The 25,427-nt window shown below is 46.0% G+C and carries 16 protein-coding genes and 1 pseudogene; 11 read left to right on the top strand and 6 right to left on the bottom strand.

The features are described 5' to 3' along the window. Positions 1 to 19 precede the first annotated feature (19 nt). The 3 genes from ACLGGO_RS16215 to ctpC all read left to right on the top strand — a co-directional run bounded on the left by ACLGGO_RS16215 (position 20) and on the right by ctpC (position 8,191). The gene (locus tag ACLGGO_RS16215; protein ID WP_446338490.1) at positions 20 to 1,354 is read left to right on the top strand and encodes a P-loop NTPase fold protein; all 1,335 of its coding nucleotides are present in this window, start codon (positions 20 to 22) and stop codon (positions 1,352 to 1,354) included. Positions 1,355 to 1,803: 449 nt separating this feature from the next. Continuing rightward, positions 1,804 to 6,669: a WD40 domain-containing protein gene (locus ACLGGO_RS16210; RefSeq protein ID WP_446420075.1), complete on the top strand. Its 4,866-nt coding sequence runs from the start codon at positions 1,804 to 1,806 to the stop codon at positions 6,667 to 6,669. Between the two features lie 232 nt (positions 6,670 to 6,901). Then, positions 6,902 to 8,191 (top strand): carboxyl-terminal processing protease CtpC, encoded by a 1,290-nt coding sequence (gene ctpC, locus ACLGGO_RS16205; protein WP_446420074.1) that lies wholly within the window; start codon positions 6,902 to 6,904, stop codon positions 8,189 to 8,191. Positions 8,192 to 8,194: 3 nt separating this feature from the next. On the opposite strand, the gene ACLGGO_RS16200 is transcribed toward ctpC, so the two are convergent. The 4 genes from ACLGGO_RS16200 to ACLGGO_RS16185 all read right to left on the bottom strand — a co-directional run bounded on the left by ACLGGO_RS16200 (position 8,195) and on the right by ACLGGO_RS16185 (position 15,343). Then, on the bottom strand, positions 8,195 to 8,374 hold the full coding sequence (locus ACLGGO_RS16200; protein WP_446420073.1) for a hypothetical protein: 180 nt from the start codon (positions 8,372 to 8,374) through the stop codon (positions 8,195 to 8,197). 51 nt (positions 8,375 to 8,425) lie between these two features. After that, positions 8,426 to 9,319 (bottom strand): prohibitin family protein, encoded by an 894-nt coding sequence (locus tag ACLGGO_RS16195; RefSeq protein ID WP_446420072.1) that lies wholly within the window; start codon positions 9,317 to 9,319, stop codon positions 8,426 to 8,428. Between the two features lie 295 nt (positions 9,320 to 9,614). After that, positions 9,615 to 13,010: a GAF domain-containing protein gene (locus tag ACLGGO_RS16190; protein WP_446420071.1), complete on the bottom strand. Its 3,396-nt coding sequence runs from the start codon at positions 13,008 to 13,010 to the stop codon at positions 9,615 to 9,617. A gap of 272 nt (positions 13,011 to 13,282) precedes the next feature. Then, positions 13,283 to 15,343: an elongation factor G gene (locus tag ACLGGO_RS16185; RefSeq protein WP_446420070.1), complete on the bottom strand. Its 2,061-nt coding sequence runs from the start codon at positions 15,341 to 15,343 to the stop codon at positions 13,283 to 13,285. A gap of 309 nt (positions 15,344 to 15,652) precedes the next feature. On the opposite strand from ACLGGO_RS16185, the pseudogene ACLGGO_RS16180 reads away from it, so the two are divergent. The 4 genes and pseudogenes from ACLGGO_RS16180 to ACLGGO_RS16165 form a co-directional block, all read left to right on the top strand. Next, positions 15,653 to 16,643, top strand: a pseudogene (locus tag ACLGGO_RS16180) (zinc ribbon domain-containing protein); the annotation flags it as partial. A gap of 344 nt (positions 16,644 to 16,987) precedes the next feature. Next, the gene (locus ACLGGO_RS16175) at positions 16,988 to 17,809 is read left to right on the top strand and encodes a tetratricopeptide repeat protein (RefSeq protein WP_446338498.1); all 822 of its coding nucleotides are present in this window, start codon (positions 16,988 to 16,990) and stop codon (positions 17,807 to 17,809) included. Between the two features lie 200 nt (positions 17,810 to 18,009). Then, on the top strand, positions 18,010 to 19,728 hold the full coding sequence (locus ACLGGO_RS16170; RefSeq protein WP_446420069.1) for a lamin tail domain-containing protein: 1,719 nt from the start codon (positions 18,010 to 18,012) through the stop codon (positions 19,726 to 19,728). A gap of 173 nt (positions 19,729 to 19,901) precedes the next feature. Continuing rightward, on the top strand, positions 19,902 to 21,374 hold the full coding sequence (locus ACLGGO_RS16165) for an alpha-amylase (protein ID WP_446420068.1): 1,473 nt from the start codon (positions 19,902 to 19,904) through the stop codon (positions 21,372 to 21,374). 107 nt (positions 21,375 to 21,481) lie between these two features. On the opposite strand, the gene ACLGGO_RS16160 is transcribed toward ACLGGO_RS16165, so the two are convergent. Next, positions 21,482 to 21,979 (bottom strand): hypothetical protein, encoded by a 498-nt coding sequence (locus ACLGGO_RS16160; RefSeq protein ID WP_446420067.1) that lies wholly within the window; start codon positions 21,977 to 21,979, stop codon positions 21,482 to 21,484. 785 nt (positions 21,980 to 22,764) lie between these two features. On the opposite strand from ACLGGO_RS16160, the gene ACLGGO_RS16155 reads away from it, so the two are divergent. The 4 genes from ACLGGO_RS16155 to ACLGGO_RS16140 all read left to right on the top strand — a co-directional run bounded on the left by ACLGGO_RS16155 (position 22,765) and on the right by ACLGGO_RS16140 (position 24,421). Beyond that, a complete protein-coding gene (locus tag ACLGGO_RS16155) occupies positions 22,765 to 23,136 on the top strand; it encodes a hypothetical protein (RefSeq protein ID WP_446420066.1) in 372 nt (123 codons plus the stop codon). 18 nt (positions 23,137 to 23,154) lie between these two features. Further along, a complete protein-coding gene (locus tag ACLGGO_RS16150) occupies positions 23,155 to 23,322 on the top strand; it encodes a hypothetical protein (RefSeq protein ID WP_446420065.1) in 168 nt (55 codons plus the stop codon). A gap of 54 nt (positions 23,323 to 23,376) precedes the next feature. After that, positions 23,377 to 23,976, top strand: a complete 600-nt coding sequence (locus ACLGGO_RS16145; RefSeq protein WP_446420064.1) for a DJ-1/PfpI family protein — start codon at positions 23,377 to 23,379, stop codon at positions 23,974 to 23,976. Between the two features lie 298 nt (positions 23,977 to 24,274). Continuing rightward, positions 24,275 to 24,421 carry a hypothetical protein gene (locus ACLGGO_RS16140; RefSeq protein WP_446420063.1) on the top strand — a complete coding sequence of 49 codons (147 nt, stop codon included), beginning with the start codon at positions 24,275 to 24,277 and terminating at the stop codon, positions 24,419 to 24,421. 1 nt (position 24,422) lies between these two features. Here the strand turns inward: ACLGGO_RS16140 and ACLGGO_RS16135 are convergent, their stop codons facing one another. Further along, the gene (locus ACLGGO_RS16135) at positions 24,423 to 25,412 is read right to left on the bottom strand and encodes an AEC family transporter (RefSeq protein WP_446420062.1); all 990 of its coding nucleotides are present in this window, start codon (positions 25,410 to 25,412) and stop codon (positions 24,423 to 24,425) included. Between the last annotated feature and the right edge of the window lie 15 nt (positions 25,413 to 25,427).

Below are 25,427 nucleotides of genomic sequence, written 5' to 3'. Positions count from 1 at the left end.
GACTCAAGAGTCTTGCTTTATGAAACTGCATCTACCTACTTTTTTCAAAGCCTGTAACCCAGCTAGAACTCTAGTTATGGGCAATCCAGAGGATCGTCAGTACTATATTAATTTTTCCTCCGTGCGGGGCGGCAAAATTATCGAAGCCTTAGGACGAACGATCGCGCGACTTTCACCGGATGAACCCACCTGCCAACTCTTTACTGGACATATTGGCTGTGGCAAGTCTACCGAATTGTTTCGATTAAAGGCTCAGTTAGAGGAGCAACAATTTCACGTTGTCTATTTCGAGTCGTCTCAAGACTTGGACATGGCAGATGTTGATATTAGCGATATTTTGCTCAGCATCGCTCGGTCGGTGAGTGAAAACCTAGAAGCGATCGGGATTCATCTCCAACCCCGGTACTTTAACAAACTCTTCAACGAGATTAACGACTTCTTACAGACGCCTATCGATGTGGATGTAGCCGCTGAACTTTCCGTGGGCATTGCCAAAATTACGGCTAAAACTAAAGATAGCCCTCAATTGCGCGAACAGCTTAGACAGCACCTAGAGCCTCGCACTCAAGGTATTTTACAGGCGATTAATACCGAAATCATTGAACCGGCGATAAAAAAGCTTAAACAACGCGGGAAACAAGGGTTAGTTGTCATTATAGACAATTTGGATCGGGTTGATCCCAGGCGGGTTCATGGGGATCGATTGCAGCCTGAATACCTGTTTATCGACCGAGGCTCTCAATTGCGACGTTTACGGTGTCATCTGGTTTATACCGTACCCTTAGCGTTGATGTTCTCTAACGAGTACGAAACCCTCAAGAATCGTTTGGGAGGGGGTGTCGCTCCCAAAGTGTTGCCCATGGTGCCGATCGGGTTTCGAGATGGTCGTGAGTTCCCCCAAGGTATGGCATTACTCCGACAACTCGTTTTAGCCCGTGCCTTTCCCACGGTTTCTCCGGAAGACCGCTTAAATTTAATCCCAGAGGTTTTTGACAGTCCCGAAACCCTAGACCGCCTCTGTCGGATTAGTGGGGGTCACATCCGCAACTTATTGGGACTGCTGTATAACTGCCTGCAACAAGAAGATCCACCCTTTTCTCGCGAATGCTTAGAAAGCGTAATTAAGGGATACCGTGACGATCTGGCGTTAGCGGTTGAGGATCCAGAATGGCAGTTACTCTTTCAGGTCGTTCAACAGCAGTTCATTCGAGGTGAAAAAGAATATCAAACCTTGCTACGCAGCATGTTTGTCTATGAATACCGCGATGACTTGGGTCGCTGGTTTGGAGTGAACCCAGCTTTAGCCGAGACTGCCCGGTTTAAATCTGTCGCCGCCGTGAGCCAGAGCGCGTAGTGTCGGGGGAGTAGAGACGTAAGGCGTGAAACGTCTAGGAGCGGGGGGAGCTGGGGGAGTTAACTCACGCACTATGCCCTATGCGCGAAGCGAAGGGTCAAAACTTCCCCAATCCCAAAGCAGTGATCTAAATCACATTTATCATAAAATTTTGTCACGATTTTTATCAGTTGATCTCACTGTTTAATTGAATCAGAACTTGTTAAATTATCTGCGTCTAAGTTTTAATTTTAGAAGTGGCTTGAGTGGCTAAATTAATAGTTTTTATATTATCAAAGATAGGATTTAATAAAAAGTAAATACTGAAAATAGTCAAGCCGACCCAATTAAGCCAATAGAGGTATTATTGGTTTGCTTTCTGTTTTTTTTTGCCGTCCGTAATTAATTTCCCTTGGTAAAACTTTTTTCCTCAACGAGAACCAACTAGGAGTAGTCACATTTTGATAGGAATGAAGGAGCAAGAGAGAGCCGAAGAAATAGTCTTAGCCAATGAGCGTTCATTATCCACCCTCGCTCGGGCAATCACCTTGTCTGAAGGACAATTTGCCCTGATTTTAGTTCGCTGCAACTATCAGTGCTGCAAGCAACCCCTATGGCAGAAACTCCAAGGGCTGACGGGAATTCCCTTGAAACAGTTAGTGCTTCAAGAATCTAGTCAAACCTTATATACCGTTATCCTAGACGCGATCGCGCCAGAGGAGGTATCTGCCTTGCTCGTATTTGGTCTAGAATCCGTAACGGCAATTGATCCGGTCTTAATTTCCACAAATCAGGTACGAGACGAATTTCCTAAAAGTTTTACCTTTCCCATCGTTTTATGGGTCACGGATGAATTACTCCACAAATTAGCTCGATTTGCGCCCGATTTTAAAAGTTGGGCTGCCACCTCGATTAAATTTGAACTAGCAACAGCCGAATTGTTGCACTTATGGGAGCAAACGACAGAGGAACTTTTCACCACCCTTTTAGATAAAAATGTCGGTGAATTTTTGTCCAATGAGGCGCTCAAGTTGGCGCCAGGATGCCAGGGTCGTCAAGAACTCGAATCCGCCTTACGGGATTTGCAGGCGCGTGATGTGAGTCTAGAACCTGCCCAATATGCGACATGGCAATTTATTTTGGCTAGAGATGCCTTTCGCCATGACCTGATTGAAGTTGCCCTTGAGCAGTATCAACGGAGTCTAGACGTTTGGCAACAGATTCAGTGTGCTGTATCCGATGACATCCCTAAACAATCCTTAGAACGGATTGGCATATTGCTATGTCATCTAGGCTGGTGTTATTGTCGTCAAGCTCAATTACACCCCAATCACAAATATAGAAGTTGGGAGAGAGCCAGAGAATTTTGGCAAGGGGGGATTGACATCTTTACGACGGCGGGACGCTTGGATTGGGTTGCCCATTTAACCATTCAACTGGGTGAAGTCTTGCAAAATCTGCAAAATTGGGCAGATTTACAAGCGCTGGCACTTCAGTCTTTGGCGCAGTCTCAAACCCAAGACAACGCCGCTCAATTACCACAAGCTTACGGTTTTTTAGCGGCTGTGGCATTAGAAGAATCCAACTGGGAGGATGCCAAAGTCTTCGCGCAAACGGCGTTAGACATTTTGGAGAATTCTCAATTATTTCAGCCTCAGCATCAGGGATGGTATTTACTCATCCGTGCCAAAGCCCAGCGTCAACTGGGTGAATCGACGGCTGCTATTGCGGATTTAGAGACAGCGTTAACGGTAGAGGGGTTACTCCCCAAAGCTCCCCATCAGTCTCCCCAGCTTTATCTCGACATTCTCCAACAACTGCGATCGCTCTACTTTGATCACCAGAAATACCTACGAGCCTTTGAACTCAAGCAAAAACAGCGCTCTTTAGAACAACAGTATGGCTTTTTTACCTTTCTCGGTGCAGCACCCTTACTCTCTGGACGAGCTGAGCAACAATTATCGCCCCTGGAAATAGCCGCCGCTGGGCGATTACCTGATGTGAATCGACTCTTGGAACGCCTAAGCCGCAACGATCACAAACTAACGGTGATTCATGGCTCCTCTGGGGTTGGTAAGAGTTCTCTCATTCATGCGGGATTAGTCCCCGCCTTAGCCAGTCGCACGATTAGCGCCAGAGAAGTTATCCCCGTAGTGCAAAAAGTCTATCGTGATTGGCGGGGAGAGTTTTCTCGACAACTCACCCAGGGGTTAGGCTGCACCACTTATCCCTCATCAGATACCGCCTTAGAACCCCAATCGCTGACCCAACTGCCAACCAGTCTAGACCAGTTGCAGCAGGCGGCTGATGGCAATGTCCTGATCGTTCTGATTTTTGATCAGTTTGAAGAATTTTTTTTCGTCTGTACTGACTTAGAACAACGACGCCAGTTTTATGGATTTTTGGAACATTGCCTCAATCTTCCCTTTGTCAAAGTTATTTTATCCCTGCGAGAAGATTACCTGCATTACCTGCTCGAATGCGAACGCTACACCAATTTGAGTGCCATCAACAACAATATTTTGGATCGGCAACTTCGTTATCACCTGGGTGATCTGTCCCCACAGGAAGCGAAAAATGTCATTTCTACCCTCGCTTCTGGGTCTCAGTTTAAGTTAGACGACGCCCTAATTGATGCCCTGGTTCAGGATTTAGCCTCACCGACACAAAGCGTGCGACTGATTGAATTACAAGTGGTGGGTATGCAACTACAAGCGGAAAAAATTACCACCCTGGCGCAATACCAAGCCCTAGGCACGAATCCCAAGGCAACCTTAGTCGAACGCTGGCTCATAAGTGCCATTGCCGATTGTGGATCTGAGAACGCAGATACGGTTTGGCATGTCTTATTTTCACTGACGGATGACCGAGGGACTCGTCCCCTGAAAACTCAAACCGAGTTGGAATCGGGGACAAAGGATTTGGATATGGGACAAACACCGTCCCCCTCTATTGCCAACTCGCTACCCCCACTTCCCCTAATTCTGGAGATTTTGGTCGGCGCCGGATTGTTATTTCGCCTGCCCGATGAACCAGAGGATCGATATCAGCTTGTTCATGATTACTTAGTCGCACCCATCCGCCACCATTACAAAAAACGCCGCAAGCTCACTCTTGTGACACGGCTACAGAATAGTCAGATGGAACTCTTACGAATTCGCAAACAGCGACTGGGTGCCATCGCCGTCGGTATGGCGATGGCAGTTCTGGCAGTTACGGCTGGGGGTTTAGGGTGGCGGGCTGAGGTGCAACGCCGACGTGCTGAGACTCTGACGTTTAATGCACAATTGGGTGCGATTAGTGCGTCCTCAGAAGCTCTATTTGCTTCCGGAAAGGAATTTGATGCTCTGCTGGAAGGGCTAAGAGCCGCTAGACAGCTTAAGCACGTTGCCGTAAAGGTTGAACCAGATACCCACCTGCAAGTGATTGCCGCCCTCTCCCAAGCCGTAGACTCGGTGACGGAGCGAAATCGTTTAGAAGGACATAGTGATATCGTCTGGGATGTGAGCTTTTCTCCTGATGGAGAACTGATTGCCTCAGCCAGCCGCGATGGTAGGGTGAAATTATGGCGTCCTGATGGCACTTTGGTCACTACCCTGCAAGGGCATCAAGATAGCGTCACCAGTGTTTCGTTTAGTCCAGATAGCCAGCTCATTGCATCGAGTAGTTGGGATGGTACGGTCAAGCTTTGGCGTCGTGATGGCACCCTCGTCCGCACTCTGAGCGGGCATAACGATTATATTTACAGCGTTACCTTTAGTCCCAACGGTAAACGCTTAGCCTCCACAGGTGCGGATGGTATGGTGCGACTGTGGCAAGTGGATGGTCAGTTAATCCGTACCATTTCGGCTCACAAAAACGGAGCGCAATGGGTTAGTTTTAGTCCCAATGGTGAGATCCTGGCTTCCGCCGGAAGCGATCAAACCATCAAATTGTGGACAGAAGATGGTCAACTGTGGAAAACCCTCACGGGACACAAGGGTAAGGTTAACAGCGTCGCGTTTAGTCCCGATGGTCAATTGATTGCCTCAGCTAGCGATGATCGCACCGTGAAACTGTGGAATACTCAGGGTCAGCTCATCAAAACCCTATCCCAGCCGGAACGCTGGGTGTTGAACGTGACATTTAGCGCCGACAGTCAGTTGATTGCAGCAGCAAGTGCCGATAATACGGTGAGACTGTGGAATCGCGACGGGATGTTACTGAAAACCTTTAAAGGACACAGCGATAGAGTAACTGCTGTAAGTTTTAGTCCCACAAAACAGGCACAAGAAACTCCAAACTCACCAGCAACTCCTGTCATCCTCGCGTCTGCTAGCTATGATAAAACCATCAAACTTTGGCAACTTCGTCAACAGTCTCAGTTAATTTTACGAGGGCATGACGATGATGTGGTAGATGTTACCTTTTCTCCTGATGGAGAAATGATTGCGACGGCGAGTAACGATAAAACTGTCAAAGTTTGGAATCGCCTGGGTCAACTGCTTTCTACTTTAAACGGACATACTGAACGGATTTATAGCGTTAGTTTTAGTCCTGACGGTGAACGCATTGCTTCAGCTAGTCGAGATGGTACGATTCGGCTTTGGAATCGACAGGGACAATTCCTTAAGGTGTTAAATGGTCATCAGGATTGGGTCTTGGATGTTAGTTTTAGTCCTGATTCTCAACAGCTTGCCTCAGCGAGTCGGGATAAAACGGTTAAACTTTGGACAAGGGATGGAGTTTTGATTAAAACATTAAAGGGACATCAATCCCGCGTCAATGGGGTGAGTTTTAGTCCCGATGGTCAGCTATTGGCGTCTGCTAGTGATGACCAAACCGTAAAGTTGTGGACGGTAAATGGAGAATTACTGAAAACCTTGAAGGGTCATAGTAACTGGGTTTTAGATGTCAGCTTCTCCGCAGACTCCGAGTTATTAGCGTCAGCTAGTTATGACAATACGGTAAAAGTCTGGAATCGCCAGGGTAAACTGCAAACCACGCTGAAAGGGTCTACTGATAGTGTGGCGCGGGTTCAGTTCAGTCCTAGGGGAAATATTCTAGCCACCACAAGTTGGGATAATCGGGTACAAATCTGGCGGCTGGATGATACTTTAGTGAAAACCTGGGAAGCTGAGGAGGGGCGCGTCACAAGTGTGAGTTGGAGCCAGGATGGTCAAGCCTTGGCTGTTGGCACTGAAGATAATATGGCAATTGTCTGGAATTTAGATTTAGAGAATCTGTTATCCAAAAGTTGTAATTGGCTGCGAGATTATCTCAATCATAATCCAGATGTGAAACAGAGTAATCGTGAGCTTTGTCAACCCATTGCGGGTGAGAAGGTCACCCCATAATTTACTGAGACGATAAACCTTGATGGGTATACAGTGTAGCGATTTAGTCAAGGCAACTAGGGAGGAATTTCCCAGCACCCATCAGCAGATAAAACTCAACAGCCATTACATCCGGACGGCAAGCAAGCTAGGATGGATAACAAAGATGTGCAACAGGAGCGTGCTGGCATAGCCTGTGTTAGAGTGAGCGTAATTCCTTTGCAGTCGTTTTCCTCCAGCTTGTGAAAGGATTATGGTAATTACAAAACGTAGCCTCGTCGTTGGGGCGACCGCAGTAGTCTTAACAACGGTTGCAGTTACAGGGGCTGGTCTGCATTTATCTCAAAGTCAGGCTTTTTTTCAGGACAGCCCCAAAGAGTTAGTCGATGAAGTCTGGCAAATTATTGATCGCCAGTATGTGGATGCTACCTTCAATCAGGTGGATTGGCGAGCCGTTCGCCTTGAGTACTTAGAGCGCCCCTATGCTGACAAGCAAGAAGCTTACGAAGCCATTCGGGAAATGCTCAAGGAGCTCGATGATCCCTATACCCGATTCATGGACCCCGAAGAGTTCAAAAACATGCAAATTGATACCTCTGGGGAATTAACGGGTGTGGGGATTCAAATCGCCCAGGATGAAGAGACGAAAAAGTTAATGGTCATTTCGCCAATTGAGGATACGCCAGCGTTTAAGGCAGGTATTCTCGCCAGGGATATAATCGTTAAGATTGATGGTCAGAGTACCGAAGGCATGGATGTTAATGACGCCGTGCAACTGATTCGCGGGAAACCGGGTACTGATGTGACGCTAACTATTCAACGGGATGAGGAGGAAATCGACTATCAAATCACACGGGCGCGGATTGAAATTCATCCAGTACGCTATAGCTATCGGAGTACACCCACGGGTGGGATTGGTTATATTCGCCTGAATCAGTTTAGCGCGATCGCAGCACAGGAAATGCGAGAGGCGATTAAGGAGTTAGAAGCCAAGGAGGTTAATGGCTACGTCTTGGATTTACGCTCTAATCCGGGCGGATTACTCTACTCCAGCATTGAGATTGCCCGCATGTGGCTGGATAAAGGGAAGATTGTTTCTACGGTGAATCGTCAGGGTAGCTCGAATGAAGAGGTTGCGAGAAATCGATCCCTGACGGATAAACCTTTAGTTGTCCTAGTTGATGGCGGTTCAGCGAGTGCTAGTGAAATTCTTTCGGGTGCTTTGCAGGATAACGAACGAGCAACCTTGGTCGGAACTCAGACCTTTGGCAAAGGCTTGGTACAATCAGTACGCGGACTCGGAGATGGTTCGGGTTTAGCGGTGACTATTGCTAAGTATCTGACACCCAGTGGTCGTGATATCAATAAGGAAGGGATTCCGCCGGATATTGTCATAGAACTGACTGAGGAACAGCGCAAGGAATTGCAGAAGGATCGGACTAAAATTGGGACGCCAGACGATCCCCAATATGTCAAAGCTCTAGATGTTCTTAACCAGGCAATTGCCGAGCAACCCAATAATGCATCGGTTCAGGCTCGATAGGTACTATCTAGGTTGACATTTTCCCGCCCGAATTAGTCCAACTCGGCGTGCGATCGCGTCTTGTTGAGATTCAAACGGTCCCCAGCGTTCTGAGGTTTCCTCACCTTCTACTTGAGTGCTCTTAACAATTTCGCATTGTCCATTTTTTTGCTTGACAATGTACCATTTTTGTGTTGCAGACATAGGGACTTAGAACAACAGAATGTGGAATAAAAAACAAATAACCAATAACGATCACGGACTTTGAGCCGAATCAAGCTGGAACATCACTGGCGCTTCCCCCGATCCACCGCCCATAATCACGACTTTAGCATTGTCGGAACTCGCCAGTTTTTCCATTGCTTCAATTTCCTTTAACCTGAGAAATTGCGGATTAAGAGCCTGAGAGATAAGCTTTTGAGCATCTGCTGTCCCTCTAGCTTCAATACGTTTGCGTTCTGCCTCTTGACGCTCTTTTTCTAAGGTAAATTTCATTTGCTGGCTTTCTTGCTCTGTAGCCAGCTTCTGCTGTACAGCCGCTTGCAGCGTTTCTGGCAATTTAACTTCTCTCAACAGAGCCTGATCAACCACAAAACCTAGGGGAGTCAACTGTTCACTTAGCCGTTGACGAAGCTGATTGGCAACCTCTTGTCGTTTCGACGAGTAAATGGCTTCGGCTGGATAGCTAGCGGTCGTTTCCCGCACCAGGGAACGAAATCGGGAAATGATAATGTCTGTTTCTTCCGTGCCAATCGTTTTATACACATCGGCTGCTTTGTTAGGCTCAAGTCTGTACTGAAGAGAGACATCGATATTAAACGCTAACCCCTCCTGGGATGTCGCTTCGATGGTTTCCTTGATATCTCGCAGTCGCGTGGAAAAATCTTCCACCTCAGCGAACGGGTTCACTAAATGGACACCTGGATTCAGGGGGCGTTGATCTACTTTTCCGAATAATTCGACTACACCAACATTCCCCGCCGGGATAATAATCAGAGTTCTAAAAACGGAGGCAATCACAGCAACGACGCCAACGAGCAATGCTACGGCTCGCACGGTTAAGCTTGTCCGTTTATCGGGAATTTTGGCACTCGTCAAAAAGACGAGGATTGCCACAAGGGTGGTTAAGAGTGAAGCAATGAATGACATAAGCGTTTTTAAGGAATGGTTTCGTCAGTTTCTCTGTATTGAACAGCCGTCACTGGCGAGTTTATACCGATCACTCTGGCTTCAGGTTTGAATTCTACGCAGAAGACCTATTTTTGTTATAAAACTTAATATATCAAGCCTTTTACGCGAAGTCTCTTGCGCCAACGAAAGTCGGGGCGGGTTTAGCCAGATTTGGGTGCAACCGAAAAGATAATCGTAAAACCCGCCCCTACAAACGTGCCCGGCTTCCAGACGTGCCATGGCACGTCTCTACATGCTTCCCCTGCTTCCCCTGCTACTCCAAGGGATTGGTTCTGATATGGATGTGACAGCGTTCGAGATAACTTTGGGCGGCGCGATCGCTAGAATGATAGTCTAGGCATTCTTGAAATAAACCTGCGGCTTCGGCAAAAGAACAGAAATGATACAACATCACGGCTTTTTCAAATGTATCTTTCGTGACAAGTTTGGCGTCTCGGAGTTCAGGAGGATCGGCGGAAAACACTTCAAATAAACCCACGGCTTTGGCTTTGCCTTTGGCTCTCACTTGTTCGATAAAGCGAAAGTCATAGTCTAAGGGATTATTTAACCGCCCCAAGGTTTGATGGGTGATTAAAAACGAAATCCCGTAGATTTTGGTTAACCCTTCTACCCGCGAGGAAAGGTTCACTGCATCGCCAATCGCCGTTCCATCCATGCGCCCCAATCCGCCAACGGTTCCTAACATTAGCAATCCCGTATGTAACCCGATACCAATCCGCAACGTTTTCAAATTCCTTTTTTGTCGAATTTGATTATAGTTGTTTAACGCTTCCAGCATGGCAATTCCTCCTTGAACCGCATCATCAGCCAAATTAGGAAACAATGCCATAATCGCATCACCAATATATTTATCGATAAATCCGCCATGGTTTTGAATTTGTGGTTCCATATAACTGAGATACTCGTTAATAAACGCAAAATTTTCCGCCGGAGTCATCTGTTCTGATAAGGTGGTAAAATCCCGAATATCGGCGAATAAAACCGTCATTTTCCGTTCAACTTGATCCCCCAGTTCAACATCAACAATGCTCGCTTTGTCTAAAAAGCTGAGAAACTGAGCCGGGATGAACCGTTCATAGGCGGCGTTTAAAGTGGTGATATTGTCATAGAGTTTGGCATTTTCTAAGGAAATAGCCGCTTGGGTGGCGAGGTTTCGCAACAGTGCCATGCGCTGTTCGGTAAAGGCTCCGGTTGTTAGGTTATTTTCCAGATAGATAATCCCTTGGAGTCTGCCTTGATTAATTAACGGCGTGCAGGCGATAGATAAACACTGATACTGTTGAATATAGGGATCGTTGGTGAAGTTATCTTCACGAGTCGCATCATTTAACACCACTGTTTTGCAAGTGCGGGCGACATAATGGACAATTTTTGAGGAGAGCCGTTCAAACTGCTCCAGAGGAATCGATTGCAGTACGGGAATGTCCTGGGAATCAGCGTCTTTTGTCGCTTCCACAAGCAACCCCTTGCTACTGGGTAAAATCAAGATACCCCGTTGCGCTCCAGCGTTTTCAACCAGAATATTCATTAAATTTGCCAGCAATTTATCTAAAACTATCTCGCTGGAAATCGCATTGGTTGATTTGACAGTTGTGGCTAAATCTAACAGTTCACCCTTCGTCGAGTCGCTGGTTGTGTAAGTATTCAATGTTTTTGAGATAGACAGTTGAGCTGTTGGCGATCGCAACAATTTCGGGTATTTGGCTTCTAACACCTCAATTTTCCGTTTCGCCCCCCAAATTGTATATCCATAATGAGCATTTTTGATATAAATTTGAGCAAATTCCGGCTTGTTTTCTCCTAGCCAAAATCGAGCAGCGAGTTCATTGGCTAAAGCTTCATTTTGAATAAACTTGTTGACTCGGGCAGACTCAATGGCACGATCGTACAACCGCATCGCCTCTAACTCATGTCCCGAAATCCGTGACATTTCGGCGGCGATTAACAGATATTTATGCTGAAAATTTTCGGGACAATTATCCGCCCAAATTTTCAGTTGCTGTTGATTTCGCTCTAATTGCTGCCAATACTGTTTCTTTGTGTCCTCAGTTGCCTCTGGATAAAGGGAGGTCAGAATTAAGGAATAGTGAAAATTATATTCAGCCCCTTGGAAATGACCTAACACAAAATCAATAAAATTGCCAGCCTCTAAAATCGCGGCGAAAGCCATTTCAAACTCCTCATAGAGATACAATAGTTGAGCTTTAAAAATACTAAACGTACACAGCCAAGCCCAACTATTGTTAGCGCGACAGGTTTCCAAATAGCCACATTCATTAAACTCGTCGTTGTGAAACTCTAGGTGACTCTGAGTCAGTCCCAACAAATTCAATAAAGCCAGGTGAAATCCCACCATGCCATCAATTGCCCACTGATTTTTGGTCTTTTGCAAAAACTGCAAATAATTGGGCAAAAGTTCCAGAATTTCTTCCAGATTTACCCCTTGATAAAACAAGTAACGCAACTGATGTTCTAAGGCATAGCCAGAGTGGCGTAATTCACCCGATGACAACCCCGATTGATAGGCATCATCAAAAATCTGTTTGGCTAAATTTAGTGGCTTCACCCAATGATTTAAATGACCCGCCAAAACCAAACAAGCGGCACATTTTTGAAAAGGACTGTTGAAGCGCTCACTCAACTTTACCGCCAAACAACCAAACTCATATCCTGATTGATAATCCCCTAAAACCGAACCCAAGATAATGCCATACGTCACATAACCCTTTGCCGATTCGGGAATATTGCCATAGCACAGAGAAATATTGACCATCTTAACCACAATAACAGGGTAGAGTTCCTGATTAGAAAAATAAGCAGGAGGGTCAATATTGATCAATAATTGCAATACCATTTTCTGTTCAGGACTCGTAATTTCCGGTTCTGATAACAATGAAGCAATCTCGCGATCGCCTAAGTTTTGTTTGGCTTGTTCAACTTCCACATCCAGCGCCGCTTTCAGCTTAGTTTTGGGTAAATCCACGCCAAACAACGCCAAGGCTTTTCGTCCGGTTTCAATCGCCTCTAAGTATCGAGCCATCAGCGTGTATTGAATGATCAGCAGTTTATAAATTTCTCCTTTGTCTAATATCGACTTCACCTGTTTCAAGGTAGACTTGAGCAGATCTTCTGATCTATCTAAATCTCCGTTTAAATATTCAACTAAACTTCGTTCTTTATATAACTCCAAAACCAAATCATACTGACTTGACCATGCTTCATCCGTTAACTCTTCCATTGCCACGACTAAATAGTCCCTAGCTGCCCCATAAGCCGTGGCATTTTTGGCTTGTTTCCCGGCTAACAGGTTTAACTTGACTAACTCTAACCGTTCGGCTACATCGGTGATCAGCGACCGACCTGCATTCAAGCGATCGACGATTTCAAAAAGTTTTTCAGTTCGTTCTTGGCTAGAGAGCTTTTCCAACAACAGCCGACCAATTCTCAGATTCAGTTCTTTTTTTTGATGGTCACTAATTAACGAATATGCAGCTTGTTGAATCCGATCATGTCCAAATTTATAAGAATGAATCAGCAAATTTCCATCGGCTTCGGATAAGGAAAAAATAAAGCCATGTTCTAGGGCAACTTTTAATAATTCAAAAATATCTTGAGGCGATTTTTTCTCAACCCAGGTCAGAATTTTCAAGTCAAACTCTGCACCACAACAATTTGCCTGAACTCTTCGTATCCAGCAAGAGAAACCATGCCATGTATGACTAGAGGGGAATTTTTAATATTCTGGTTTTAACATAAAAGTTTCGTCATTTGTCCTAATACCTAATACCTAATACCTAATACCTAATACCTACTCCTACCCAAAAACGTATTCAGCTTTCCCCTACTGATTCGGTTTGTAGTCAACGCTAATGTGGTTATGGCGAAAACAGCGCAACTACAAACCTAACTTCATTTCAGTGTCTATCCGTTGCCATTCCCATTCCCCGTAGTCGCCAGGACATTATCAGCCAACTTACCCGGAACTTCCTGGAGATGGTCATACTCCCAGTTAAAGAAACCAATTCCTAAGGTGAGCGATCGCAACTCTATGATAAAGTCATGCATTTCCGCCTGAGGCAAATACCCAGACACTCGATCCCATCCGTTCCAACCGGAAACGGGTTCATAGTTGAGAATTTGTCCCCGACGTCCGGATATCAGTTGCAGCACTTTCGAGGTAAATTCCGTTGGCGCAGATACCTGAATTGTCATAATCGGTTCCAATAAAACCGGATTACACTTGGGCATTCCTTCCGTCATAGCCACTCGTGCGGCTTGTTTAAACGCCTGTTCCGAACTATCGACGGAATGATAAGACCCATTGGTTAAGGTGACTTCTACATCGACGACAGGGAAGCCCAAAGGACCTTGGGACAAATACTCCCGCACCCCCGTTTCCACACCCGGAATATACTGTTTCGGCACAGCACCACCGACAATCGTTTCCGAGAAGCTAAAGCCTTCACCGCGTTCCATGGGCTTAATATCCAGGTACACATCCCCAAATTGCCCATGACCGCCACTTTGGTGCTTATATCGCCCGTGGGAGGACATGGATTTACGAATCGTTTCTTTGTAAGGAATCCGAGGGAGATGAGTATTCATCGGCAAATTATATTTGCGCCGCAGTCGGTCTAACGCCACTTGCAGATGAATTTCACCTTGTCCCCAGAGGATAATTTCATGGGTATCCTCATGTTGTTCCCAAGCTAATGACGGATCTTCTTCTAAAAGCTTCGTCAGCGCCCCACTGAGCTTAACTTCATCTTTGCGCTGTTCGGCAGTAATCGCTAAGCCATAGACGGGTTTCATTGCTGGGGCTTTCGGTAATTCTTTTGCCCCCTTCTCGTCTGTACTCAGGGTGTCACCGGTGTGAATCCCCTCTAATCGTCCGATCGCGACAATATCACCTGCCTTTGCCTCTGGAGTAGACTGTTGTTGCTGACCAAAGATATGGTATAGTCCACCAGCCCGAATCCCCTTGAGAACCGCACCATCGGTGAGTTGACCTGCCCAAACCCGCGCCAGAGAAAGTTTGCCTCCTTGGGGGGTGTAATAGGTTTTGAGTACCTGTGCTACCGTTGCGCCACCTTTACCCGTCAATCCCCGACGAAGAGCCGTGGCTTCTGGGGCTGGGGCTTCCCTTAATAGGGCATCAATCAGGTGGCGCACCCCATAATCTTGTTCGGCGACACCCATAAATACAGGCACAATTAAATCCGCCCCTAATTCCATTTTCAAATCCTTGACAATTTCCTCTTGGGGCGGTTCAATTTCCTCTAAGAGTTCTTCGAGTAAGTGGTCATCAAAATCTGCCAACGCTTCCAGCATTTCTTCCCGTGCGGCATGTTCGGCGTCTTTGAGGGAGTCGGGCAGGGGTATGGGGTCTGCTGGAGCGCCTGTATGATAATGAAAAGCTTGTTCTGTGACTAAATCAATAAACCCGATTAGCTGTTCTCCTTTGCCAATCGGGTACTGATGGGGAATGATCGGGCGAGAGGATACCCCTTTCAAGGCATCTAAAATTTGGCGATAGGATTGACCGCAGGCTCCCCCGTCACAGGAGAGTTGATCGATTTTGTTGACAAAGACGAGGTGGGGAATTTTCCAGTCATCTAGGAACTTGAACAAGGGGGCGAGCATCAGCACGCGATCGCTAGTTGGTTCGCAGACCACCACAGCGGCATCGACACCCATCAGAGCATTATAGGTTTCTTGAGCAAACTCAATCGAACCTGGACAGTCAATCCAGTTAAAGCGAATGTTCTGGTATTCGGTACTGGCGACATTAATCTCCACCGTCATTGTGCGATCGCGTGCTTCGGCGATCGCATCCCCTACTGTGTTTCCATCTTTGATGCTTCCTTTGCGAGATGTTGCCCCAGTAACGAACAACAAACTTTCTAACAGGCTGGTTTTACCACTCAAATAAGGACCCACAATTGCCACATTACGGATGGCGGTCACAGCGTTTTGGTTCATAATTTTCCCCCGGACTAACGGTAATCAGGTGATCAGTTAAGGGAGTGAAGTCTTGTCTGCTCTCTCAATTCAGCGATTGGTTCACCTCTTAATCTGCCCATCTGTGGCATTTATCGTTTGGCTGAGCAGATGATCAACTCTCTGTTTATCTTAGCAGGGGGTTTGGGGAGGTTGTAAGACCCACGCTGTAATCTATGATGAGCGCGATGGGATACACGACTTCCCCAAGTTAATTTAGGTAACTTAATGTTCACCTAAATTAACATTTAACAGTACACGACTAACCATTAAATGTTATATAATAGTGGTATGCTGACCTTTAACTATCGCTACCGAATCTATCCAGATGCCACTCAAGAGCAACGGTTGATTGAGTGGATGGAAATTTGCCGCCGTGCATACAACTATGCATTGGGGGAGATAAAGGATTGGTGCAATAGTCGTAAATGCTTGATTGATAGATGCTCCCTGAAAAAAGAGTATATCATTCCAGCCAATGCCACATTTCCTGGTGAAGTGCAGCAGCTTAATAATTTACCGAAAGCTAAGAAGGAATTCCCCAATTTAAAGGCAGTTCCTTCCCAAGTTCTCCAGCAATCAATTAAGCAGTTGCATAGAAGCTGGGATTATTTTAGATCTCGTGGGTTTGGTTTTCCCCGACCTAAAAAGTTTGGGCAGTTCAAGTCGTTGCTGTTTCCTCAGTTCAAGGAAAATCCAGTAACAAACCTTCATGTCAAACTACCAAAATTGGGGACGATACCAATTAACCTGCACCGACCTATTCCATCTGGGTTTACGGTTAAGCAGGTGCGAATTATACGCAAAGCTGATAAATGGTATGCATCGGTCAACATTCAGTGTGCTATCAGTGTCCCTGACCCTAATCCTCACGGACACCCAATCGGGGTAGATGTAGGTGTAGGGGCGAAGCATTTGCGTACTATACTTATGCCACTTCCTGTTCACTAATCTCCGCAAATGCTTCGCCCTTACTTGCTGTTGTTGATGCCAGAGGCACTTCTCAGGAGTGTCCTGAATGCAAAAGTGAAGTCAAAAAAGATCTGAGCGTCCGGGTACATGATTGCCCTCGCTGCGGCTATCAAACCGACAGAGATGTCTCCAGTGGTCAGGTGATTAGAAACCGAGGAATAGAACAAATTAGTACCGCAGGACTTGCGGGAATGGAAACTGCCTGTGCAGCCGATCTACCGGGGACGTAGAGACGCGCTTTTGAAGCGTCTGTTCATCTAGGCAAGTGGCGAAACCCCGAAAGGGAAAAACCAGGAAATCCTCAAAGTGATTTGGGGAAGCCTACACCATAATCTCTAATTTGGTGTAGGAGGATGTCACAGCCATATCTGTTGCCATAAGGTATAATTCATAAGGTCAGTAAATTTAACATTTTTTTAACATTTTTTGATAATGGTAGCTGAATGGGGAAACCAGAAAAGCCGGAGGAAAGGTTTCAAATCATTGAGGCTTAACGTGAGCTTACTGTTGCTGAGTATTAGCATTGATCCAGTTGCGGCTCATCCTTCCCTAGCATCAGAGCAGGTGGGCAGAGTTTCCCTGAACCCAGACGCGCCATGGCACGTCTCTACATACAAGCCTGCACCCCTATTCCAGACACAAGCCGCTCATGATCTGGCTCAATCTATCCCTCCCCTAAAACCAACCCAACCTGCTGCACTTGAACAGTTAAACCAGGGACTTGCGTTAATTCAGCAAGGGAATGTAACCCAAGCGATCGCGGCATTTCGTCAAGCCGCACAACTCAACCCCCAGCTTGCCCCAGCGCACTATAATTTAGGATTAGCCTTACGCCAAGCCGGACAATTACAAGCAGCCGCCGATGCGTTTTACCAGGCGACTCAGATCGCTCCCAACTTTGCTCTGGCTTACGCGAATTTAGGCGCGGCGTTGTTAGAAGGGAAGAATTTGCCCCAAGCACGGGATGCTTTGAGACGAGCAATTGAACTTGATCCGGAGTTGGGAGTCGCCCACTATAATTATGGGTTAGTGCTGTCTGAATTGGGAGAATATGAGGTTGCGATCGCGGCGTTCCAGAAAGCGATGCAGTTGAGCCGCAATGCACCAGAACCCACTTATCATTTAGGACTGGTTTATTTGCGACAGGGACAGCTTGATCAGGCTAAAGCCGCATTTGAGCAAGCCATCAAAATCAGCCCCCAATACCCAGAAGCTTACTATAATCTAGGGTCAATTTTATTTGAACAGGGAGATTTAGATGGAGCGCTAGAAGCCTTCCGCCAATCTGCTGAAAGTAACTCTAACTATGCCAATGCTTATTATGGGGCAGGTTTAGTCTTTCTGCGCCAAAATCGATTAAGCGATGCCCAGCAAGTTCTAGAATATGCTAGAGACCTTTATCAGGCTCAAGGTAACGCTCAGTGGTCAGCCTCTGCTGAACAACTGTTGGAGCAAACTCGCGATCTCAACCGTTAGCTAGGGCTTGCTGCACCTTATTCAACAAGCCCTAATTAATTCTCTATATATTCTGCGGCTATTTGTCGTTTTCTGGTGAGTGAAGAATTTGTCACCGAAAATCCGGATCGCATCGGGAAGGTTACGTATGTTTCTGTTTATAACGATCATCTCACATTCCTTCAGGATTCATCATTTGTTCACATTCAGGAAATAGAACCATGAATAGTCAACCCCCACTCTCATCACAGCAACGAGTTGGTATTATTCCCGCTTTAAAAGCCGATCGCCAATCTCAAACTTGGCATACCGTTGAATTTGATCCACCGTTTCCTGGGGATACCCAAGTCGCCGTTATCCCCATGACGCAAACTTATAACGGACAAGAAACTCCAGGGTTAAGGATTCGCAATGTTACCTCTGAAGGATTCGAGATCCGATTTGATGAAATTGTTGCCCAAGGACATTCGGCGGATGGAGCGCATCTAGATGAAACAGTCGCGTGGATCGCATATTCTGTATCGGGAACAGAAGAGACACCGCCCGAAACTCCAGGAACGGGAGAAGAACCCACTTCTCCCACCGAACCCGTTGATATAACTGAAGATAATATTTATCAGCTTATTTGGGAAAGTGATGAGAATCAATTCTCAGTCAGTCCCCGGAACCGTTCAGGGGAGTGGGAAAATCCGGACGCTGATATTTTATTAGATGAACAGGTCAAAGCGGCGGGTAAACGAGAAATTGATTTAGCTACTCATCCTCTTTTTCATAAGGTGAATGAAGCAAAACTCTTTGATGACAATCGCACATATAATAACTTTATTCAACTCTTGGATAACTACGCCGTTCGCTCGGCTGATCCAGAGTTGAGTGTCGAGGAAGAAGTCCAAGAACAGCAAGCATTTTTGGCGGAAATCGTCAAAACTAAACCCATGCAGCTTGCCCGAACCTATATCAATCAAAACTTGGGCGAAGATCTCTCGGAAGAACAATTCCGCATGAAGCTACAGCAGATCTGGTTTGAGTTGTATACCAATCACTACAACGGCAAATCGACTAATTTTGCCTCTGGATTTGAGCATGTTTTTGTCGGTGAGGGTAAATTTGATATCCATTCGGGAAGTAAAAAAGAGAATTTTGGCGAAATTTCGGGATACCACTCTTGGGTCAAGTTCTACCTAGATGAAAAGAATCAACGGGTGAATTATTTAGGATATAAGTATGACTTAAAGGGAGAGGATGGTTCCCAAAACCCTAATGTTGTTACCTTGCAGATGATTAACAATGTGATTAACATGCAAGGGAAGGTCATTGCCCAACTCTTTAAATTCAAAGGTGGATTCTTCGTCGGTCCCAGTCCCGAATGTGAAATGGCGATGGCAACGGTAGCTTATTATGAAAGTGTTCACGGCAAAATTATTGACAAGCGCCGGATTACTATCAATAGTGCTACCTATGATTTAGTCTTGTATCGCAGTACGAATCCCAATGGCAGTCGCGGTGATTTTATTCGTTCCTTTTTCCCAATTTTCTTAGGAATGGATGATGGAGAAATACCAAACACAGATGAACCCGTTGTTGTCCCGATTGATGAAGTGACTAAAAATAATGGTGTAGTCATCATTGTCGCCAGCCAACCCAACCCCGAAGGAAATGACGAAGGGTATGAGTGGGTTGAGTTACAGAATACCACGAATGAGGCGATTGATTTATCCGGTTGGAAACTGCAAGATAAATTAAACCGTCCTGAAGAGATTAATGGCACGCTGCAACCTCAGGAAGTGAAGCGCTTTACCATTTCGCGAGCCAATCCGAATTCGATGCAATTGGGCAACAGTTCTGGTATTATTAGCTTACTCAATTCTGCTGGACAGGAGGTGGCAATGGTTAGTTATAGTCGTGCGAGTTCGGGTGAAGTGATTCGGTTTGGATCATAAAGGATTGTAGGGGAAAGTCGAGCTTTTTTGTCGGGGCTGGTTTCATTCTTATCCTGTCTTGTTTACCCCGATTAGACTAAACCCGCCCCGATTGGTTCCAGACACGCCATGGCAAATCTGGAACATTGTTCCTCCATCTCATACGCTTCAAAGACAAAAAAGAGAGGATTAAAATGTCAATCAACGGCACAATGATGCAATATTTCCACTGGTATATTGATTCCGATCTCATCCTGTGGAATGACGTTAAAAACAAGGCACAAGAATTAGCCGATGCTGGATTTACGGCGTTGTGGCTACCTCCAGCCTATAAGGGAATGGGAGGAACCTATGATGTCGGCTATGCCGTTTACGATATGTATGATCTAGGGGAATTTGATCAACAGGGTACAGTTCGCACCAAATACGGGACTCGTGAGCAATATTTAGCCGCTATAAACGCCTTACACGAATCGGGGATACAAGCCTATGGGGATACAGTTTTGAATCATCGCATGGGAGGTGATGTGACAGAGATTGCTCGCGCTACTCCTTTTAATGAATATGATCGGCTTCATTCTAAAGGATGGACACGGGATATCAGCGCCTATTCCCATTTTAAGTTTCCGGGTCGTCAGGGTAAATATTCTAATTTTGAATGGCATTGGTGGCACTTTGATGCTGTTGATTACGACGATTACACCAAAGAATCCAATACGATTTATCTATTTGAGGGTAAAGTATTTGATGATTATGTGGCATTAGAAAAAGGGAACTTTGCCTATTTAATGGGATGTGATCTTGATTTCCAGAGTCAAGACGTGCGCGATGAAGTAACTCGTTGGGGCAAATGGTATCTCGATACCACAGGCGCTGATGGTTTCCGTCTTGATGCGATTAAACATATTTCATCCTGGTTTTTCCCCCAATGGCTGGATGAGATGAGGTATCATAGGGACCAAGATTTATTTGTTGTGGGTGAATATTGGTACAACAATATCGACACCCTGCACTGGTATATTAATGCCGTTAATGGCAAAATGTCGGTATTTGATGTGCCACTCCACTACAACTTCTATTACGCTAGCCGCTCCGGTGGACATTTCGATATGGGGACTATCCTCAACGGCACTTTGATGCAGCAACGTCCTACCCATGCAGTTACGTTTGTGGAAAACCATGATTCGCAACCGTTACAGGCATTAGAAGCCCCCGTAGAACCCTGGTTTAAACCTTTAGCTTATGCGATAATTTTATTGCGCCGCGAGGGTTATCCTTGTGTGTTCTATGCTGATTATTACGGTGCCGAGTATGAGGATTATGGCAAAGATGGTAATCGTTACAAGATTTTCCTTCCCTCTCACCGTTGGATAATTGACAAACTCCTCTATGCTCGGAAACATTATGCTTACGGGGATCAATACGATTACTTTGATCACTACAATACAATTGGTTGGACTCGCTTAGGGGATCACGCCCATCCCAAAGCCATGGCGGTGATTATGAGTGATAGTGTTCCCGGTTATAAGTGGATGGAAGTGGGTAAACCCAATGCCAAGTTCTATGATTTAACCGAACATGTGAAGGAACCCATTTACACCAATGAATGGGGTTGGGCAGAGTTTCGTTGTAACGGCGGTTCTGTTTCCGTGTGGCTTCAAGAATAGCGACAGCCCTCACGCCTGTGCCCCCCTACCCCCCTCATTCCCCCCTCCAAGGGGGGAGGACAAATGAAATTCAGTCTGTCTATATTTGACTATACTTTTACCAACTATTAATCCCTATCAGGGGTTGAAAGAGTTTCGCCATCTGCGCCGTTGGTGGTATCTCCTGTCCGATTGGGACTGTTCGGGTTATTGGGAGTAGTGGTGGTATCCCCTCTCCGATTGGGACTGTTCGGGTTATTGGGAGTAGTGGTGGTATCTCCTGTCCTATTGGGACTGTTGGGGTTATTGGGAGTAGTGCTATCTGGGGCTGTATCTGTACTTGGCACACCTCTAGCGTCCTGTACTCTTGCGTCCTGTACTCTTGAATCCACACTTGGCAAACCGTTAGGGTTTTGATCTGTTGAATTCGCCCCACAGATGCTTTCGAGATTGAGGGTTACCCCTTGTGGAGTTTCCATATAACACACTAAGGCGTCGGCTAGTGAATTCGGCACAACTGGGTAACCCAACCTTTGTGCTACAGGACGGCTAAAGACAACCTGAGGAGCGGCAAAAATTAAGGCGGCACTAGAGAAGATTAAGGTGAAACTGAGGGACTTGTTCATGGCAGTTTGAGAAGAGTTTCAGAGGATGACTATCTAAGGTTAAAGATTGATGGTGATAAAAATCTACCTCCTTAAGAAATATTTCTTAAGGTATGAAAACGAAAGTGAAAGTCCGGTCTGGTTTCCCTTTGAAAAGGTCAGGGTTTGGATGACTTGCAGTGGGATGTATAGCAACCGCAATAGCAGTTAGGACACATCTTATGGTAGAGACGTTCCGGCGGAACGTCTCTTGTCCTAATCTTTTTTCATTTTTTCTTTCCCTTTCTCCCACTTTTTTAAAGGCAGCGAATTAGGTTGGTGGAAATAAACCACGCTATATTAAGTTCTGTCAATAGTCCTCAAACCCTTACATAAGACATAAGACTATCCCCACCGTAAACTTTAATTGTTCCCACCTATTAATACCTAATAGGGATTGAAACACTGAAAGAATCTCTATCCTCACATCCCACTTAGGATAGAGATTCCATGATTGCCGGAAGGATTTCATGGTTTACTGCTAGAAAGCTGGATTTACAGAAGCCTCTCTTTTTCCATTACCAAGCTACGACTTATGTTAGAGGAATAATTATCTTTCTGCTGTTAGTCTGGGATTTAGGGCAAAAAGAGCTAGTTGGCTTAAAAGTAGGGGGTTTATTTACCCTGTTTTATCACTAACCTATAACTCTATTTATCAAGCTAATCCGGAAGAATCTAAATTTAGTTTCTCTGGCAGTAGCTGAGTTTAGAGTCAGCCAATTATAGCTCGAAACCCTGAATTGAAAATGAACTCATGGAGTCAAGTAATGAAAAATTTGATAGCTAGAGCGATCGCTAACATCAGTTCCCTGCTTAAGGGACTTCAGGTCAAGCGTTGTTTGACTGTTGTCCTAGTCGCTTTTCTACTGCTGACCACAAATGTTAATTCTGGAGGCAATAACAATGCCTTGGGTGAGCAAGTTCGCGATGAGGCACATCAGATTGATTCGGTAAGACCGAAAACAACCAGGGAGTGGTATGAGGAAGCTCGCGAAACGGAAGACTCTCCCGGAGAACGACTTCAGAAGATTGGGGAAGAATCAGCACAAGCCTTGAAAGAATTTGGGTCGATTTACCCAGACACGCTTAAGAGAAGTACTTCTGACTCACAGGACAATATGGCACAGGCAGGCAAATAGGCTGTAGTAGGGTGGGCAATGCCCACCTATCCCGTCAAGGTGTTTTTCTTTCTGGGAGAAAATTCACCTTCACTAACTTTTTGCATTCAGACCCTCTATAGGTTTACTGTAAGTCCGCAGATGAGATGCGATCGCACGCCGCAACAAGCCACCCTCTCGGCGGAGTATCTTCAACGCTACGATTGAGGATAATCATCACTAGAGGTGATCGCGTTGAGGTTTATTGAGGACTAAAAAACCATGAGTGGAAAAAAGATTTTAATGATCGTTGGTGATTTCGTCGAAGACTACGAAGTGATGGTGCCGTTTCAGGCATTGCAAATGGTGGGACATACAGTCCATGCCGTTTGTCCTGATAAAAAGGCTGGGGAAACGGTAAAAACGGCAGTTCACGATTTTGAAGGGGATCAAACCTATAGTGAAAAACCGGGTCACAATTTCGCGTTGAATGCCACATTCAGTGAGGTGGTAGCCGCCGATTATGATGCATTGGTGATTCCTGGTGGACGCGCCCCCGAATATATTCGCTTAAATGAGACGGTTCTAGAAATAACCCGCCACTTTGCCCAAGCTGATAAACCCATCGCGGCTATTTGTCACGGATTGCAGGTTTTAGCCGCCGCCGATGTTCTAGAAGGGAAAAGCTGTACCGCTTATCCAGCTTGTGGACCTGATGTGAAGTTGGCAGGAGGATTCTATACCCACATTCCTCCTAATGAAGCGATGGTGGATGGAAATTTAGTCACCGCACCGGCGTGGCCCGCGCACCCGGCTTGGTTAGCCGAATTTCTGAAATTGTTGGGGACAAAAATCGAACATCAAGAAATGGCGGCGGTGTAATCCCTTCTCCCTTACCTTCTGTTCTGGAGCCTTGGAGCCTTCTTGAGGCTAAGCCCCAAATAAGAGTAACCAAATCGGTAAGGTGAGTAAAAGTCCTGTAGAACCAACCGCCAGTGCTGTCACAGTTAACTCGCGATCGAGTTCATAAACTTCGGCGATGAGTGACGTCCTCCTACACCGACCCTACGGGTACAGTGTAGGCTTCCTTTGTCGTAGTCTTGCGACTACGCTTCCGGCGTTTTATAGTGGGGAATACGCCCAGCCCCACTTCTTGCTTATCGCAAGAGAAACTTTAGTTATGGACTTGAGTTTTTGCTGTCAAGTTGCCAGCTTTTACAGCTTTGCAGATGAAACACAAAAACAATTTATCCGTCCGTTAATATTAGCTGGCGAAAAGCAAGTTGTCAATAATAGACTGGCGATTCATCCCAGCGCTGAATCATAGATTACAGCGTGGGGCTTCTCGCCCGGTCAGCTAAAGCTAAAGTGGCAAAAGCTGGCGGCATTGCCATTTGCAGGACGATCGCTAACTGCGGCTTACCAATTACGCCAACCTGCGATAACGCCATCCCTAGTACCAAGGGAATCAGCAGCATTTTAATGCCCAGACTCACCCCAGCTTGTCTAACTTTGCGCCAAGACGCCAACTGACTCAAACGCATACCAATCAGAATTAGTGAAAGCGCGATCGCACTCCAAGCAAATCCGGTCATTCCCTCCTCCAGCCATCCCGCTAACGGCACCTGACGCAACGCCAATCCGATGCCCATACTCCACAGCGCCGGATTAATCACCAGCGATCGCACTAACTGCCCCTGACTCTTCTTACCCCGACCAAAACGTGCTGCCAATACTACACCTAAACCATACGCCCCGAGTAAGGTTCCCAGCATGTCATAAAATAGCGCCCAGCCAAAATAGTTTTCTCCCAATAAGGTTAGATTAACGGGAAACCCCAAATACCCCGTATTCCCCACCATCGACGCCAGCAAGAAACTCCCTTGAGTGGGTTTATTCCATTCATGGGGATTATCATTTGTCAAGCCTTTTTCGGCGGCAAACTGACCCCCACCCCCCTTCATCCAAAACCAAGCCAAGAGAGCGCCCAATAAAATCGCCACCCAAGCTGCGATCGGGGCAATCCAAATCTTTCCCGATAGATCCGCACCCCGCAGAAACGTAATAATACTGATAGGAACCCCAATCCAGAACAGAAATTGACCAATAAACCTTGGTATCCACTGGGGCATCAAACGTCCCAACACCCATCCGAGTACCACACCACCCCCTAGCTGGAGGTAAAGTTGGAACAGGGGTTGTAGACGATCTGGATCTAGACTGAGCATTAGAGGATGATTAAACAGACAACGGTTTTGATGATAAGCCAGTCTCTCAGAAAACAAATTGGCACAGACTACAGTAAGTGAAGTTGCCAACCTACAGAGAATGAA

The organism is Coleofasciculus sp. (assembly GCF_046565525.1).
In the GTDB taxonomy this organism is placed as follows: domain Bacteria; phylum Cyanobacteriota; class Cyanobacteriia; order Cyanobacteriales; family Coleofasciculaceae; genus Coleofasciculus.
Note: the sequence above shows the minus strand (reverse complement) of the source record. Positions and strands in the feature narration are given on the sequence as shown.

Excerpts from the sequence above, each read along its gene's own strand:
- ACLGGO_RS16140 (WP_446420063.1), top strand. The coding sequence starts at position 24,275 with ATGGACTTGAGTTTTTGCTGTCAAGTTGCCAGCTTTTACAGCTTTGCA.
- ACLGGO_RS16215 (WP_446338490.1), top strand. The coding sequence starts at position 20 with ATGAAACTGCATCTACCTACTTTTTTCAAAGCCTGTAACCCAGCTAGA.
- ctpC (WP_446420074.1), top strand. The coding sequence starts at position 6,902 with ATGGTAATTACAAAACGTAGCCTCGTCGTTGGGGCGACCGCAGTAGTC.
- ACLGGO_RS16155 (WP_446420066.1), top strand. The coding sequence starts at position 22,765 with ATGAAAAATTTGATAGCTAGAGCGATCGCTAACATCAGTTCCCTGCTT.
- ACLGGO_RS16210 (WP_446420075.1), top strand. The coding sequence starts at position 1,804 with ATGAAGGAGCAAGAGAGAGCCGAAGAAATAGTCTTAGCCAATGAGCGT.
- ACLGGO_RS16170 (WP_446420069.1), top strand. The coding sequence starts at position 18,010 with ATGAATAGTCAACCCCCACTCTCATCACAGCAACGAGTTGGTATTATT.
- ACLGGO_RS16195 (WP_446420072.1), bottom strand. The coding sequence starts at position 9,319 with ATGTCATTCATTGCTTCACTCTTAACCACCCTTGTGGCAATCCTCGTC.
- ACLGGO_RS16185 (WP_446420070.1), bottom strand. The coding sequence starts at position 15,343 with ATGAACCAAAACGCTGTGACCGCCATCCGTAATGTGGCAATTGTGGGT.
- ACLGGO_RS16165 (WP_446420068.1), top strand. The coding sequence starts at position 19,902 with ATGTCAATCAACGGCACAATGATGCAATATTTCCACTGGTATATTGAT.
- ACLGGO_RS16150 (WP_446420065.1), top strand. The coding sequence starts at position 23,155 with ATGCCCACCTATCCCGTCAAGGTGTTTTTCTTTCTGGGAGAAAATTCA.
- ACLGGO_RS16145 (WP_446420064.1), top strand. The coding sequence starts at position 23,377 with ATGAGTGGAAAAAAGATTTTAATGATCGTTGGTGATTTCGTCGAAGAC.
- ACLGGO_RS16200 (WP_446420073.1), bottom strand. The coding sequence starts at position 8,374 with ATGTCTGCAACACAAAAATGGTACATTGTCAAGCAAAAAAATGGACAA.
- ACLGGO_RS16160 (WP_446420067.1), bottom strand. The coding sequence starts at position 21,979 with ATGAACAAGTCCCTCAGTTTCACCTTAATCTTCTCTAGTGCCGCCTTA.